Below are 13882 nucleotides of genomic sequence, written 5' to 3'. Positions count from 1 at the left end.
TAAAGTCAGCAACCGTTTAAAGAAGGGTAGCCCGATGGCTGAGCAAACTGCACCAGGCACGACTGATGATGCCGCCCCTACTGGCGCTGTGTTACGGCCAGGGCGTGCGGCTGATCCGATAACGCGTTCGCCCCAGTCTGCCCTGAACTCAGCTCAGCGCACAGCCGCCTTGCAGTCGCTGGACGATGAACTTGTGGAAGATTCCCCGGATGACGGTCAGGCCGAGTCTGTTGGTCAGAGCGATGTTGATGAGCCTGAGTCGACGGCGAGCGGTGATATTGAGCAGGCGCTGGCAGAGTCAACCCAGCGGAAACTCAGGTTAATGTTGCGTCAGAACGATCGGGTACTGTTGATGGACTTCGATCTGTTGGCTATGTCGGACTGGCCCGATAACTATGAGATGGCAGCCGCCAGGCGTAGCAGGGATTTGTGGGTGTTCAGTGCCTTAGTGGCGGCTTCTGTGTTCCTGAGTGGACTGACCGGATTCATTCCTGCCTGGATCGCTGGCGGTGGCTTTGGCGCCTTTATCATTATTCTGTTGTTGGGTGTGCCCTTTGTTCGGCGAATGTACAGTGGCAAGCCGTCGTATCTTGACCTTGTGGTGAAAAGGCAACGCTTGCTGAAAGATGCTCGCAAACACATTGAGCACCTTGAAGGGAAAGAGGGTCTGATCTGGCAATCCGCGCGCATGGCGGAATACAACCCGGCCCTGAGACATACCCGATTCAGTGAACTGCTCAGGCTCAGCGAGCAACGATCGCTGGTCAGGAACATCACTCGCCGAGAGTACGTGAGGTTGTATCTGATCTATCTGATGGAAGCGGAAAAGGCTTATGGCCGTGTTCAGCAGGCATTCTTTGATGGTAATCAGCAAGCCATCGACAACGGCTGGCGGTCGGTGGCGGCGGCGCCGGTGGAGCGAGCTTGACATGGCGGTGCTTCAAACGTATGTTTCAAACAGACGTTTGCTAAAGGCATTGATAACAATATGGCGCAGTCTGATACCGTTGATCGCATTCTCGACGCTGCTGAAGAGCTGTTTGCCGAGCGGGGATTCTCCGAAACTTCTCTTCGGATGATTACCGGTAAGGCTAAAGTAAATCTGGCGGCTGTCAATTATCACTTTGGCTCGAAAAACGCATTGATTCACGCTGTGTTTGCGCGGTTTCTATCGCCGTTCTCGACCACCCTGGAAACCGCTTTCGATAACCTGGAAGATCGATGCGACGGCAAACCGCCCACGCTATACGAAACTCTGTGGGCGCTCACCGAAAGCGCAGTGCGGATGCCACAGCGCAATGATCGCGGGATTTCCATCTTTATGCGTTTGCTTGGTCTGGCCTATACCCAGTCTCAGGGCCATCTGAGAAAGTTTCTGGAACAGGAGTACAGTCAGCCTTTTGGCCGCTTCATGCGATTACTCAAAGAAGCCACGCCGGAACTGTCTTCCGTTGACCGATACTGGCGCATTCAGTTCATGTTGGGTGCCACTGCCTTCACCATGTCCAGCAGCGATGCGCTGCGGGATATCCTGCAGAACAAGACTGGCATCGAAACGTCGGTTCAGGAAATCGGCGCGCGCCTGGTTCCGTTCCTGGCAGCTGGCATGCAGGCGCCGGATAAATTGCTGACGCCCCCGCCTGAGAGCAAAGTCTCTGTTGCCTGAGCTTCCCCGCCTCGGGTAGGCTTCCCTCTGGTTTTCAACCGGAGGGAGCCTGGCCCCTGTGAGTACCCGAACCCGTAACTCCGTGCACGTAGCGATCTCCATTGCCCACCAGTCTTTGTCACTGATTACCCAGGGCGGCGATGAGTTGGCCCATTATCGGGTCTCGACAGCGCTCAATGGCCCCGGCGAGCAGAACGCCAGCGGCTGTACCCCTCTGGGTGGGCACTACATACGGGCCATGATTGGCACCGGGTTGCCATTGAATACAGTATTCAGGGCGCGTCGACCTACCGGTGAGCTGTATACTCCCGAACTCGCTTCCATGCACCCGGACCGGGACTGGATCCTCTCGCGGATTCTCTGGTTGTGCGGGACTGAGTGGGGGCGCAACCGGGGCCCGGGTGTCGATACTTTTGGTCGGTTTATCTACATTCACGGCACGCCCGATACCGAGCCTATGGGAGTTGCACGCTCCCATGGTTGCATTCGAATGCGCAACGCCGATGTCGCGGATCTTTTCGATCGGGTGACACCAGGCACCCGAGTTATCATCACTTAAATAAAGTCGTTCAGAGGGGTGGAATGGTCTTGGAAACCTTGGGCATCTTGAATAGCTGGATCAAAGATTTTGGAATGCTGTCAGAGGGTTGGCGTGCCAGTATTCTGGTATTCGTACTGGTATTCAGTACCGCCACCGCGGCTTTTATCGCGTCGAGAGTGATCGGTGTTCTGGAGCGGAAATTCAGCTCCACCAACAACCTCTGGGACGACGCGCTACTCCACGCCGCGCGTTCACCGGTCGTGGCGTTTATCTGGCTTCAGGGCGTCTTCTGGGCAGCGGAAGTGGCTTACCGCTTCTCTGAGGCGGAAATCTTTACGGCCAACCGGACCCTGTTGCAGATTGGCTTTGTGTGGGTGTTTGTCTGGGCGTTGCTGCGCCTGGTCAAGGAAGCCGAGAAGATTCTGGTGTCGCCGATGAAGATGCGCAAGCCGATGGACTTCACCACGGTAAGCGCAATCAGTAAACTGCTGCGGGCGGCGGTGATCATTACCGCAGTGCTGACCGCTCTGCAGACACTCGGGTTCAGCATTTCCGGTGTACTGGCTTTCGGGGGTGTTGGCGGCATTGCGGTTGGCTTTGCAGCAAAAGACCTGCTGGCTAACTTTTTCGGCGGTTTTATCATTCACCTGGACCGTCCGTTCAAGGTGGGCGACTGGGTTCGGTCGCCGGACCGGAACATAGAGGGTACGGTAGAGCATATTGGCTGGCGGCTGACCACCATTCGCACCTTTGACAAGCGGCCGCTCTACGTGCCGAATGCAACGTTTACCACCATTGCGGTCGAGAATCCCTCCCGGATGACCAATCGTCGGATCTCCGAAACCATCGGCATTCGCTACGCAGACGTCCGTTCGATGAAGAAGATCGTGGACGAGATCCGCGAGATGCTCAAAAATCATGAAGAAATTGAGACCGAGCAAACACTGATTGTGAACTTTCTGGCGTTCAACGCCTCGTCACTCGACATCATGGTCTACACCTTCACCAAAACGACCCAGTGGGTTCGGTTCCATGAAATTAAAGAGGATGTGCTTCTCAAGATCAGTGACATCATCGAAAGCTATGACGCCGAAGTGGCCTTCCCGACTCGTACGCTGCATTTGCCAGACGGCTTGAAGGTCAGCGGTGCCGGCCGCGAGGGTGAAACCTCCGAGCCAGGCAAGGGGAGTAGCCAAGAGAGTAGTCAGACACAAAGCACAGAAACTCAAATGGAGAGCGCACATGACAGCAATCGCTGACATTGGGCCGGTAGGCATCATTGGGGGTACCGGGCTGACCAGCCTCAGTGACCTGCACATTGTGGGGGAAGAGCAGGTTGATACCGCCTGGGGGGCGCCTTCTTCCAGTCTGGTGCGAGGCAGGTTGGGGCAGCAGGCGGTTATATTTCTGGCGCGCCATGGTAATCCACACCGAATTCCTCCCCATGAGGTGAATTATCGCGCCAACCTTCAGGCGCTCTTCAACGCCGGGGTGCGGACAGTTGTGGGTGTGAACGCGGTTGGTGGCATTCACCAGAAAATGGGCCCGGCCCATGTGGTGATTCCGGACCAGCTGATTGATTACACCTGGGGTCGGGCCAGTACCTTTTTTGAAGGGGAGCTGGAGCAGGTGACCCACATTGATTTTACCTGGCCCTACGATCAGAGCGCTCGAGAGCTGCTGATCCGCGTAGCGACCGAGGCTGGCGTGCCGTTCTCGGATTTTGGTGTGTACGGTGCTACTCAGGGGCCCCGACTTGAAACCGCAGCGGAAATCCGCCGGATGGAGCGGGACGGTTGCGATATCGTGGGCATGACCGGAATGCCGGAAGCCGTGCTGGCAGCCGAGTTGGGTATGCGTTACGTCAGCCTTGGCCTGGTGGTGAACTGGGCAGCAGGTAAATCCGACCACATCATTACCATGGCGGAAATTGAGGAGGCCATTGAGCAGGGGATGTCAGGCGTCAGGCTCATCCTTGAGCGATCTATGGCTGGGCTTGGTCAGCTTAGCCGTCAATCCGCTTGAAGAACACCAGCACGCCGATGGTGGGGGAATCGATAAAGTGGATTTCCTCACTTCGCATCCGGCGTGTTTCCCGAATCCAGGTGATCAGTTGCAGCGGGTCTGCAGTGGGCGCTTCAAAAGCCTCAGTCAAATCGGCAGCGGCGCTGTCTGAGTCCGCCTGAGTCACCAGCGCCTCCTGGCCTTCACGCTCTGCGACATCTTCTAAGGGTAACTCCGGTGCCGGAATCGCCTTCAAGCCCTCCTCGTTAATCATCCAGTGATTGAGATGAACGCCCACGTGAAGAAAGCGCTGGCGGTCGACCACGATGTGCCCTTCCACGGCGCGTTGGCCGGCGTCTGTCAGCCAGTCACCAATCGCGACCTGCAGGGGTTCGCCGTCGTAATCCGGTGGAAATGCCTCATACCAGCCGGTTGCGGCCAGTACTCGGTAGTTGCCGCTGCGCTCAAGCCTGGCGGCGGCCTGGTTCAGGTGCAACTCTGTACGGGGCACAAGTTTGAGGTCACTGCGGTGGCTGCCGCCCTCCTGGTCTACCCACAAAGCCTTTTCTGGATGGATAGAAGGCTCAACGCGCTTGCCCGACATTTGCTCTTCAATACCGGTGGGATCCACCAGGCGCTCCAGAATGATGAATTCAGCCCGGTAATAATCCTGGGGAACGTTGCCAGAGGGGCTCTGTGCTATCACAGCCGTGGGAGCGAGTGTGAACGCTGCTGCCAGAGCGGCGCCAGCTAAAACGTGCCTTGAACAAAGAGGTTGGGCTTGCAAGAGTCTTACTCCACCTGAATCGTTGTTGGCTCACGACGCCTTGGCCGGCTTGCCTTCGGGTGCCAGTTCGCTGAGCGTTGCGGCGATGGCGTCGAGTTTACCACCGGTTGAGTCATCATTCAGCCGAAAGCGGAAGCTGTTAGCGCCCTCCAGCCGGTATGTGTCGGGCGCGGATTGCACTTTTTTAACCAGCATCAGCGGGTCTACCGGTGTCGAGGCGCCAAACTCCAGGCGCACCCACTCCTTGCCGGCATCGACTTTCACAATGCCCAGCGCCTCTGCCTTCAGTCTCAGCTGGGTCTGGCGAATCAGGTTCTTAGCTGGCTCCGGTAACAATCCGAAGCGATCAATCATCTCAACCTGTAGTTCTTTTAATGCTTCATCGTCTTTTACGCTGGCGATGCGCTTGTACAGCATCAGCCGATTGTGGACATCCGGCAGGTAGTCATCGGGGATCAGCGCGGGAATGCGCAGATTAATTTCGGTGCCGTGGCTCAATGGCAGTTCTGCGTTGGGTGTGCGGCCCTCGCGGATAGCTTTGACGGCCTCATCCAACAGCTGCATGTACAGGGTAAAGCCAATGCTTTCGATCTGGCCGCTTTGCTCGTCGCCCAGCAGTTCGCCAGCACCGCGGATTTCCAGGTCGTGGGTGGCGAGCATAAAGCCGGCGCCCAGATCCTGGGCTTCAGCAATGGCATCCAGGCGTTTTTTGGCGTCGGCTGAGATGCTCTTGGGTGGCGGCGTCAGCAGGTAAGCGTAGGCCTGGTGATGGGAGCGGCCAACCCGCCCGCGCAGCTGGTGCAGTTGGGCCAGGCCGAACTTGTCGGCCCGTTCAATAATAATGGTGTTGGCGCTGGGTACGTCGATACCGGTTTCTACAATGGTGGTACACACCAGCACATTGAATCGCTTGTGGTAGAAATCCGACATGATCTGTTCTAACTGGCGCTCGCGCATCTGGCCGTGGGCCACGCCCACCCGAGCTTCCGGAATCAGCCGGCGCAGGTCCTCTGCAGTTTTCTCGATGGTGGATACATCGTTGTGCAGGAAATACACCTGGCCACCCCGCAGGATTTCACGCAGGACCGCCTCTTTGACCATTGCTTCCTCGCGCTGGCGGACAAAGGTTTTCACCGACAGCCGGCGGGCCGGCGGGGTGGCAATGATCGACAGATCCCGCAGGTGGCCCATGGCCATGTTCAGGGTTCGGGGTATGGGGGTGGCGGTGAGGTTGAGCATGTCCACCTCGGCGCGCAGGGATTTCAGTTTTTCTTTTTGCTGCACGCCAAACCGGTGTTCCTCGTCGATGATCACCAGGCCCAGGTTTTTGAACTTCACGTCGCCCTGCAGCAGTTTGTGGGTACCAATCACGATGTCGGCCTGGCCTTCTGCAATCGCGGCCATGGCCTTGCTGGTCTGGGCGCCGCTGCGGAAACGGCTGAGCAGTTCGATCGACACCGGGGTGTCAGAGAACCGGTCCCGGAACGACTCGTAATGCTGCTGGGCGAGCAGGGTAGTGGGCACCAGGACGGCGACCTGCTTGCCGGACCAGGTCGCCAGGAAAGCGGCGCGCATGGCTACTTCGGTCTTGCCGAAGCCGACGTCACCACACACCAGGCGATCCATGGGTTGCTCGCTGGTCATGTCTTCAAACACTGATTGAATGGCCAGCTGCTGGTCTGGAGTTTCCTCAAACGGGAAGCCGGCGGCAAAGGAGCGATAGGCCTCCTTCGGGTCTTCAAACTGAAAGCCCTTGCGGGCCTCGCGGCGCGCATAGACATCGAGCAGTTCGGCTGCGGTATCCCGGATTTTTTCCAGCGCTTTTTGTTTGGCGGTACTCCAGCGGTCGGTGCCCAGCTTGTGCAGGGGCGCGTGTTCTTCATCGGTGCCGGCGTAGCGGGAGATCAGGTGCAGGCTGGAGACCGGAACATACAGCTTGGCGCCGCCGGCGTATTCCAGAGTCAGGAACTCGTTGGATTCACCCCCGGCGCTGATGGTTTCCAGGCCTTTATAGCGGCCAACACCGTGGTCAATGTGCACCACCGGCGAGCCCATGCGCAGTTCGGACAGGTCACGGTAACCGGCGTCGTCTACTTCGGTGGGCTTGTCCCGGCGCCGGCGCTGCAGCACCCGCTCGCCGAACAGCGCGGTTTCGGTGATCAGGGCCAATTGCTGCGCCGGCAATACCATGCCCTGTTCCATGGGGGCGATAGTGATGGCCAGGGTAATGTCCCGGTTGTCCAGAAATTCCTGCCAGCTGCCGACGGTGGCCAGTTTCAGTTTGTGATCACTCAGGTTCTCGATCAGGGCTTCACGACGCCCGGAGGATTCGGCGCAGATCAGTACTCGCCCGGAAAACTCCTTGATAAATCGCTTGAGTCGCCCGGCCGGGTCTGCCGCCCGGCCATCCATGGCCACGTCTGGCAGTGAGTCAGCGCCACAGTTGGCGGTACCGGCGCCTTCGGTCAGGTCGGTTGTGCAGGTGATCCGGGGATAGCGTTTGAACTCGCCGAACACTTCGTCCTGCTGCAAGAACAGTTCCCCCGGTGGCAGAATCGGGCGCAGCCGGTCATGTCGACGATCTTCGTGGCGACTGCGGGTTTCGGCATCAAAGGCCTCCACCGCATCGTTCAGACCATCGGCGGTAAAGACCAGGGTGGACGGTGGCAAATAGTCGAACAGCGTCGCTGTGCTGTCAAAGAACAGCGGCAGATAATACTCGATGCCCGGTGGGGTAATGCCATTGCTGACGTCCTGATACACCGGTGAGTTCTTATCGGCGTGAGGGAAGTGTTCGAACCAGCGGTTCCGAAACCCGGACCGTGCCTCTTTGTGCCAGGGAAATTCGTGGGCAGGCAGCAGCTCTACCTGCTCGATGCGGTCGATCGAACGCTGGGTTTCCGGATCGAATGTTCTCAAGGTCTCTATTTCGTCATCAAACAGATCAATCCGGTAGGGCAGGTTGGAGCCCATCGGGTAGATGTCGAGAATGGCACCGCGCACGGCATACTCCCCGTGTTCGTAAACATTCTCGCTGTGATGATATCCGGCGGCTTCGAGCTGCATGCGCCAGCTATCGATGTTCAGCGTCTGCCCGGTTTTCAGCAGCAGCGTATTGCCCTGCAGGTAACTGGGTGGTGCCAGCCGGTGCATCAGGGTGCGGGCCGGGACTACGAGAATTCCGTGCTGAGTAGAGGGCAGCCGGTGCAGGGTGCGTATGCGCCGGGATGTAATGTCCTGATGGGGCGAAAACAGGTCGTAGGGCAGGGTTTCCCAATCCGGCAATGAAAGCAGTTCGAGCCCATCTTCGGTGGTTGTCGCGCCGTCTTCTTCTGGTGGCAGGTTCAGGAAAAAGCGAATGGCCTGCTCAAGGCGGATGGCGTTATCGGTGCTGCGCGTGACCACCAAAGTCAGCCCCTGGTGGCTTCTGGCGCTCTCACAGATCGCCAGAGCATCACTGCAGCCGTGAAGCTGGCCCCACTTGCGGTGGTCGGCGCTGCGTTCCGGGGCGGCCGGGGCAATCAGTTGGGCCGTTGATGCGGCACGGGCTGAACCTTGAGTCATGAGCTGACAAATCTCCTGAGTGGGCGCGTCTGGAACAGGGCGGAGCTATTCTAGCGTTCGGGGGTTTCAGTGTCATGGCCGGGGTAGATTAATCGCTATTTGCCGTGAGGCGCCTTAAGTTGGATAATGTGCGCCACCAATTATTCCCAGTGCTATACGAGGTTCCAACCGTGAGTCACGAACAGATCAACGAGCACCTGTCCAACTGGATGGACAGAGAGTCCACCGCGGAAGCCATGATTCCGCTTATCGGCCGCCTGTACCGCAAGAACAACGTTGTTACGTCTGTTTACGGTCGTGCGATCATCAATCAGTCGGTTATTGACATTATTCGTGCCCATCGCTTTGTGCGTCAGGTTGAGAACAACGAGCTGTCTGTTCGCGACACTCTGCCGATTCTTCAGGCGATGGACGGTATGGAACTGGGTCGCGCCCACATCGACATCGGTAAACTTGCGGTCAAGTTCAAGGCCGAAGGTGGTGACCTGACCGAGTTTCTCAAGCGTGAAATTGGCCCGGTGGTTGGTCAGTATTCTACCCAGCCTGAGCGTGATGCCCGTAACGAAACCAAAGATGTGGTGCTATATGGCTTTGGCCGTATCGGTCGTTTGCTGACTCGTATTCTGGTCGAAAAGGCCGGTGGCGGTAACGATTTGCGGCTGCGCGCCATCGTGGTTCGCAAGGGCGGTGCGGAAAACGATCTGGAAAAGCGGGCCAGCCTGCTGCGTCGGGATTCTGTGCATGGGCCTTTCGATGGCAGCATCACCGTGGATCAGGAAAACTGCGCACTGATCGCCAACGGTAACTTTATCAAAGTGATTTACTCAGACGGTCCGGACAAGGTCGACTACACCGAATACGGTATCAACAACGCCATCGTGATCGACAACACCGGCATCTGGCGTGACGAAGCCGGTCTTGGCCTGCACCTGAAATCCAAGGGTGTCAGCCGGGTTATGCTGACGGCTCCGGGCAAGGGCGATATCAAGAATATTGTTTATGGCATTAACAACGACTGGATTACCGACGAAGACAAGATCCTGTCTGCCGCTTCCTGTACGACCAACGCCATTACGCCGGTGCTGAAAGCCATCAACGACGAGTACGGCATCGAAGACGGTCACGTTGAAACGGTGCACTCCTACACTAACGACCAGAACCTGATCGATAACTACCACAAGGGTAGCCGTCGTGGTCGCAGTGCGGCGCTGAACATGGTCATCACCGAGACAGGTGCTGCCAAGGCGGTCGCTAAAGCCCTGCCGGAACTGAAAGGCAAGCTGAGCGGTAATGCCATACGGGTACCGACACCAAACGTGTCCATGGCGATCCTGAACCTGAATCTGAAGTCCGAAGTGGATGTCGAAAAGGTTAACGAGTATCTGCGGGAGATGGCTCTGCACTCTGAGCTGCAAAAGCAGATTGACTTCGTTAACTCTCCGGAAGTGGTTTCCACCGACTTCGTGGGCTCCCGTCACGCCGGTATCGTCGATGCCCAGGCCACCATTGCCAACGGCAAGCGTTTGATCCTGTACGTATGGTATGACAACGAATTCGGTTATAGCGCTCAGGTTATCCGCTGTGTAAACCAGATGGCCGGTGTGAACTACCCGATTTTCCCGAAGCGCGCCCGCGACTAAAATCGTAAGGTTGACTTCGCAGGGTAAGACTGAAAACCCCCGGAAGCGATAGCAACCGGGGTTTTTCGTTACTGTGCGCTACAAAACCATTTCCCTTACCGGTGGAAATGACGATCCTTAATCTCTATAATTGGCGCGATTTTGGGTATGTCTGGCCCCGTTTCTCTTCTTTCCCGGCGTTGGGCGTCAATCGGCAGCAGTTGCCATGGCGTTCGGACCATAAGCTGATTTTAAGCTGGCGCAATGCGGACAGAAATCCGGGTCTCAGGGGCCGGGCGTTGTAAATCCACAGAATAGTTTCTGATGACTGGATGAGGCTAATGATCAAGATCAAAAAAGGCCTGGATCTTCCCATCAGCGGCGCTCCCGAACAGACCATCACTGACGGCAAGCCGATTCGCCACGTAGCGTTGATCGGTTTTGACTACAACGGCATGAAGCCGACGATGGAAGTGAAAGAGGGAGACCGTGTCAAGCGCGGTACGCTGCTGTTCACGGATAAGAAGACCGAAGGCGTTCGTTATACGTCACCCGCCGCTGGTGTGGTGAAAGAAATCAATCGCGGTGATCGCCGCGTATTCCAATCTGTTGTCATCGAAATCGATGGTGACGAGGCAGAAGTCTACGCCCGCTACAGTGATTCGGATCTTGCCGGCCTGGAGCGCCAGCAGGTCGTCGATAATCTGGTTGAATCCGGCCTGTGGACCACGTTCCGCACCCGGCCTTACAGCAAGGTTCCGGCCATCGACTCTGCGCCCAACTCCATCTTTGTCTCCGTCATGGACACCAATCCCCTGGCGGCCGACCCGACTGTGATCATCGCTGAGAACAGCAAAGCCTTTGAGCAAGGGTTAACCATCATTTCACGCTTGACCAATGGCAAGGTGTTTGTCACTGGTAAGCCGGGTTCTGACGTCGCCGTGCCGAAGGCCGACAACATCGAAGTACACCAGTTTGACGGTGTGCACCCGGCCGGCAACGTCGGCACTCACATCCATCACCTGGATCCGGTCTCTGTCAGTAAGGCTGTTTGGTCAATCAACTACCAGGATGTTATTGATATCGCGAAGCTGTTCGAGACCGGAGAAGTACCGGTTGAGCGGATCGTGGCGATTGGCGGTCCAAAAGCTGTGCAGCCACGCCTGGTGCGTACTCGCCTGGGTGCCAATCTGCCGGAATTGCTGGATGGCGAAACCGAGACTGGCTGTGAAGTACGCGCTATTTCCGGTTCTGTCTTTGGCGGTCGCCGTGGTGAAGGCCCGTGTGCGTATCTGGGCCGTTTTGCCAACCAGGTGTCGCTACTGGAAGAGGGGACCAAGCGTGAGTTCATTGGCTGGTTGTCTCCGGGCGCCAACAAGTTCTCGGTGCTGAACATTTACCTGTCCAGCCTTGCCCGCGGTCGCAAACTGTTCAACTTCACCACCACCACCAACGGCAGTGAACGTGCCATGGTGCCGGTGGGTGCCTATGAACAGATCATGCCGCTGGATATCCTGCCAACCCAGTTGCTGCGTTCGCTGATTGTCGGCGATACCGAAACGGCACAGAAACTGGGTGCCCTGGAGCTGGATGAAGAAGATCTGGCGCTGTGCACCTTCGTGTGCCCCGGCAAATATGAATACGGCCCGATTCTGCGTGAGAATCTGACCCGAATCGAGATCGAGGGCTAATACGATGGCAATCCGACAGTTTCTCGATGGCATCGAGCATCACTTTGAACAAGGTGGCAAGTACCAACGCTGGTACGCGCTCTATGAAGCCGTCGATACCATTTTCTACACTCCTGGCAAGGTAGCTTCTACCACTTCTCATGTGCGTGACGGCGTAGACCTCAAGCGCATCATGATTACCGTGTGGTTGTGTACTTTTCCGGCCATGTTCTTCGGCATGTGGAACATCGGTTTTCAGGCCAACAGCTACCTCGCGGTCAATCCGGACGCGATGGTTGCGGATGGCGCCCTGCGTGAGGCCTTTATTCTGGCGCTGGCCATCACCGGGGAAGGCGCCGGCTGGTGGGATAACTTCGTTTACGGCATGGCTTACTTTGTGCCTATCTACGCGGTGACGTTCATCGTTGGTGGTTTCTGGGAAGTCCTGTTTGCCACGGTTCGTCGCCACGAAGTGAACGAGGGTTTCTTCGTAACTTCGGTGCTGTTCGCGCTGATTTGCCCGCCCACCATTCCTTTGTGGCAGGTGGCTCTGGGTATCACCTTCGGTGTGGTGATTGGTAAGGAAGTATTCGGCGGTACCGGTAAGAACTTCCTCAACCCCGCATTGACTGGCCGCGCCTTCCTGTACTTCGCTTACCCGGCTCAGATTTCTGGTGACACGGTGTGGACTGCGGTTGACGGCTTTAGTGGCGCCACTGCGCTGAGCTGGGCGGCTTCCGGCGGTATGGAAGCGCTTGAGACCCAGATCGGCTGGATGAACGCATTCGTCGGCACTGTACAGGGCTCCATGGGTGAGACTTCGACCGTGGCGGTATTGATTGGCGGTCTGATTTTGCTGGCAATGAAGATTGCCAGTTATCGGATCGTCGGCGGTGTGCTGCTGGGTATGATCGGTATGTCGTTGCTGCTGAACATTGTTGGGTCAGAGACCAATCCGTTCTTCGCGGTACCGGCGCACTGGCATCTTGTTATGGGCGGATTCGCCTTCGGCATGATGTTCATGGCCACGGACCCGGTGTCTGCCGCCATGACCAATACCGGACGTTGGTGCTTCGGCATCCTGGTGGGTGTGATGACCGTACTGATCCGCGTGGTCAACCCGGCATTTCCGGAAGGCATCATGCTGGCAATTCTGTTCGCTAACCTGTTCGCGCCGCTGATGGATCACTACGTGGTTCAGGCCAACATCAAACGGAGGCTCGCTCGTGGCTAAAGCAAAAGATACCGTCTCCAGAACGCTGTTGGTGGCGCTGGTGTTGAGTGTGTTTTTCTCGGTGGTGGTTTCCACCGCGGCGGTTTCACTCAGGCCGGCGCAGATCAAGAACCAGAATCTGGACATCAAAACCAACATCCTGGCAGCCGCCGGAATGCTGAAAGGAGGTGCCAGCGCTGAGGAGATCGAGGAAGAGTTTGCTCGTTTTGACGTGCGTTTGCTGGATTTGGACAGTGGTGACTTCGTTCAGCCGTCTGATGTGGGTGTCCAAGACCCCATGAAGTACGACATGTATAAGGCCGCGTCGGATCCGCAGATGTCCACCAACATCCCGAATACCGAAGACAAGGCCGGCATCAAGCGTCGTCCTAACGTAGCCAAGATTTTCACCCTGACCGAGAACGATGAATTGGTTCGCGTGGTTCTGCCAGTGCACGGTTACGGCCTTTGGTCCACTCTGTACGGCTTCGTATCCCTTGAGGGTGATGCCAACACTATTGAAGGTTTGGGTTTCTACGATCACGCCGAAACCCCGGGGCTGGGTGGTGAAGTCGATAACCCTCGCTGGAAAAGTCAGTGGGTGGGCAAGGAGGTCTACGGCGATGATCTTGAAGAGCCGCAGATTCGCTTGGTCAAAGGCGGTGTAAGTGCTGACGCAGCCGACAGAGAGCATAAAGTCGATGCGCTTTCCGGAGCGACCCTGACGAGCCGCGGCGTGGAACAGCTGGTCAACTACTGGATGGGTGACCGTGGCTACGCGCCGTTCCTGAAAAAACTTCGTGAAGGGGAGGTCTGAT

The 13882-nt window shown here is 57.1% G+C and carries 11 protein-coding genes; 9 read left to right on the top strand and 2 right to left on the bottom strand.

The genetic code is table 11. The features are described 5' to 3' along the window. The first annotated feature begins 34 nt into the window (after positions 1-34). From C7H08_RS16700 to C7H08_RS16680, 5 genes are read left to right on the top strand one after another with little or no spacing between them, the layout of a single operon-like run. Positions 35-928: a hypothetical protein gene (locus C7H08_RS16700; RefSeq protein WP_106673351.1), complete on the top strand. Its 894-nt coding sequence runs from the start codon at positions 35-37 to the stop codon at positions 926-928. A 60-nt stretch (positions 929-988) separates the two neighbouring features. Next, positions 989-1666, top strand: a complete 678-nt coding sequence (locus C7H08_RS16695) for a TetR/AcrR family transcriptional regulator (RefSeq protein WP_106673350.1) — start codon at positions 989-991, stop codon at positions 1664-1666. Between the two features lie 58 nt (positions 1667-1724). Further along, positions 1725-2225, top strand: coding sequence for a L,D-transpeptidase family protein (locus tag C7H08_RS16690; RefSeq protein ID WP_106673349.1), 501 nt, complete (start codon positions 1725-1727; stop codon positions 2223-2225). 23 nt (positions 2226-2248) lie between these two features. Further along, on the top strand, positions 2249-3466 hold the full coding sequence (locus C7H08_RS16685) for a mechanosensitive ion channel family protein (protein ID WP_106673348.1): 1218 nt from the start codon (positions 2249-2251) through the stop codon (positions 3464-3466). Then, the gene (locus tag C7H08_RS16680; RefSeq protein WP_106673347.1) at positions 3450-4232 is read left to right on the top strand and encodes an S-methyl-5'-thioinosine phosphorylase; all 783 of its coding nucleotides are present in this window, start codon (positions 3450-3452) and stop codon (positions 4230-4232) included. Before C7H08_RS16685 ends, C7H08_RS16680 begins: the two co-directional genes overlap by 17 nt. Here the strand turns inward: C7H08_RS16680 and C7H08_RS16675 are convergent. Together C7H08_RS16675 and mfd are read right to left on the bottom strand one after the other, a co-directional pair. After that, on the bottom strand, positions 4213-4917 hold the full coding sequence (locus tag C7H08_RS16675) for a CsiV family protein (protein ID WP_227663316.1): 705 nt from the start codon (positions 4915-4917) through the stop codon (positions 4213-4215). The two genes, C7H08_RS16680 and C7H08_RS16675, sit on opposite strands and share 20 nt — an antisense overlap. Positions 4918-5028: 111 nt before the next feature. After that, on the bottom strand, positions 5029-8562 hold the full coding sequence (mfd, locus tag C7H08_RS16670; protein WP_106673345.1) for a transcription-repair coupling factor: 3534 nt from the start codon (positions 8560-8562) through the stop codon (positions 5029-5031). 170 nt (positions 8563-8732) lie between these two features. On the opposite strand from mfd, the gene C7H08_RS16665 reads away from it, so the two are divergent. The 4 genes from C7H08_RS16665 to C7H08_RS16650 all read left to right on the top strand — a co-directional run bounded on the left by C7H08_RS16665 (position 8733) and on the right by C7H08_RS16650 (position 13881). Continuing rightward, on the top strand, positions 8733-10202 hold the full coding sequence (locus C7H08_RS16665) for a glyceraldehyde-3-phosphate dehydrogenase (RefSeq protein WP_106673344.1): 1470 nt from the start codon (positions 8733-8735) through the stop codon (positions 10200-10202). A 320-nt stretch (positions 10203-10522) separates the two neighbouring features. Continuing rightward, on the top strand, positions 10523-11872 hold the full coding sequence (locus C7H08_RS16660) for a Na(+)-translocating NADH-quinone reductase subunit A (protein ID WP_106673343.1): 1350 nt from the start codon (positions 10523-10525) through the stop codon (positions 11870-11872). 4 nt (positions 11873-11876) lie between these two features. Beyond that, positions 11877-13085: an NADH:ubiquinone reductase (Na(+)-transporting) subunit B gene (locus tag C7H08_RS16655; protein ID WP_106673342.1), complete on the top strand. Its 1209-nt coding sequence runs from the start codon at positions 11877-11879 to the stop codon at positions 13083-13085. Continuing rightward, positions 13078-13881 (top strand): Na(+)-translocating NADH-quinone reductase subunit C, encoded by an 804-nt coding sequence (locus tag C7H08_RS16650; protein WP_106673341.1) that lies wholly within the window; start codon positions 13078-13080, stop codon positions 13879-13881. Before C7H08_RS16655 ends, C7H08_RS16650 begins: the two co-directional genes overlap by 8 nt. Position 13882: the final 1 nt, after the last annotated feature.

It is taken from the genome of Marinobacter halophilus, from assembly GCF_003007685.1.
Classification (GTDB): domain Bacteria; phylum Pseudomonadota; class Gammaproteobacteria; order Pseudomonadales; family Oleiphilaceae; genus Marinobacter; species Marinobacter halophilus.
Note: the sequence above shows the minus strand (reverse complement) of the source record. Positions and strands in the feature narration are given on the sequence as shown.

Coding starts and splice junctions, on each gene's coding strand:
- C7H08_RS16685 (WP_106673348.1), top strand. CDS start 2,249: ATGGTCTTGGAAACCTTGGGCATCTTGAATAGCTGGATCAAAGATTTT.
- C7H08_RS16655 (WP_106673342.1), top strand. CDS start 11,877: ATGGCAATCCGACAGTTTCTCGATGGCATCGAGCATCACTTTGAACAA.
- C7H08_RS16700 (WP_106673351.1), top strand. CDS start 35: ATGGCTGAGCAAACTGCACCAGGCACGACTGATGATGCCGCCCCTACT.
- C7H08_RS16680 (WP_106673347.1), top strand. CDS start 3,450: ATGACAGCAATCGCTGACATTGGGCCGGTAGGCATCATTGGGGGTACC.
- C7H08_RS16660 (WP_106673343.1), top strand. CDS start 10,523: ATGATCAAGATCAAAAAAGGCCTGGATCTTCCCATCAGCGGCGCTCCC.
- mfd (WP_106673345.1), bottom strand. CDS start 8,562: ATGACTCAAGGTTCAGCCCGTGCCGCATCAACGGCCCAACTGATTGCC.
- C7H08_RS16695 (WP_106673350.1), top strand. CDS start 989: ATGGCGCAGTCTGATACCGTTGATCGCATTCTCGACGCTGCTGAAGAG.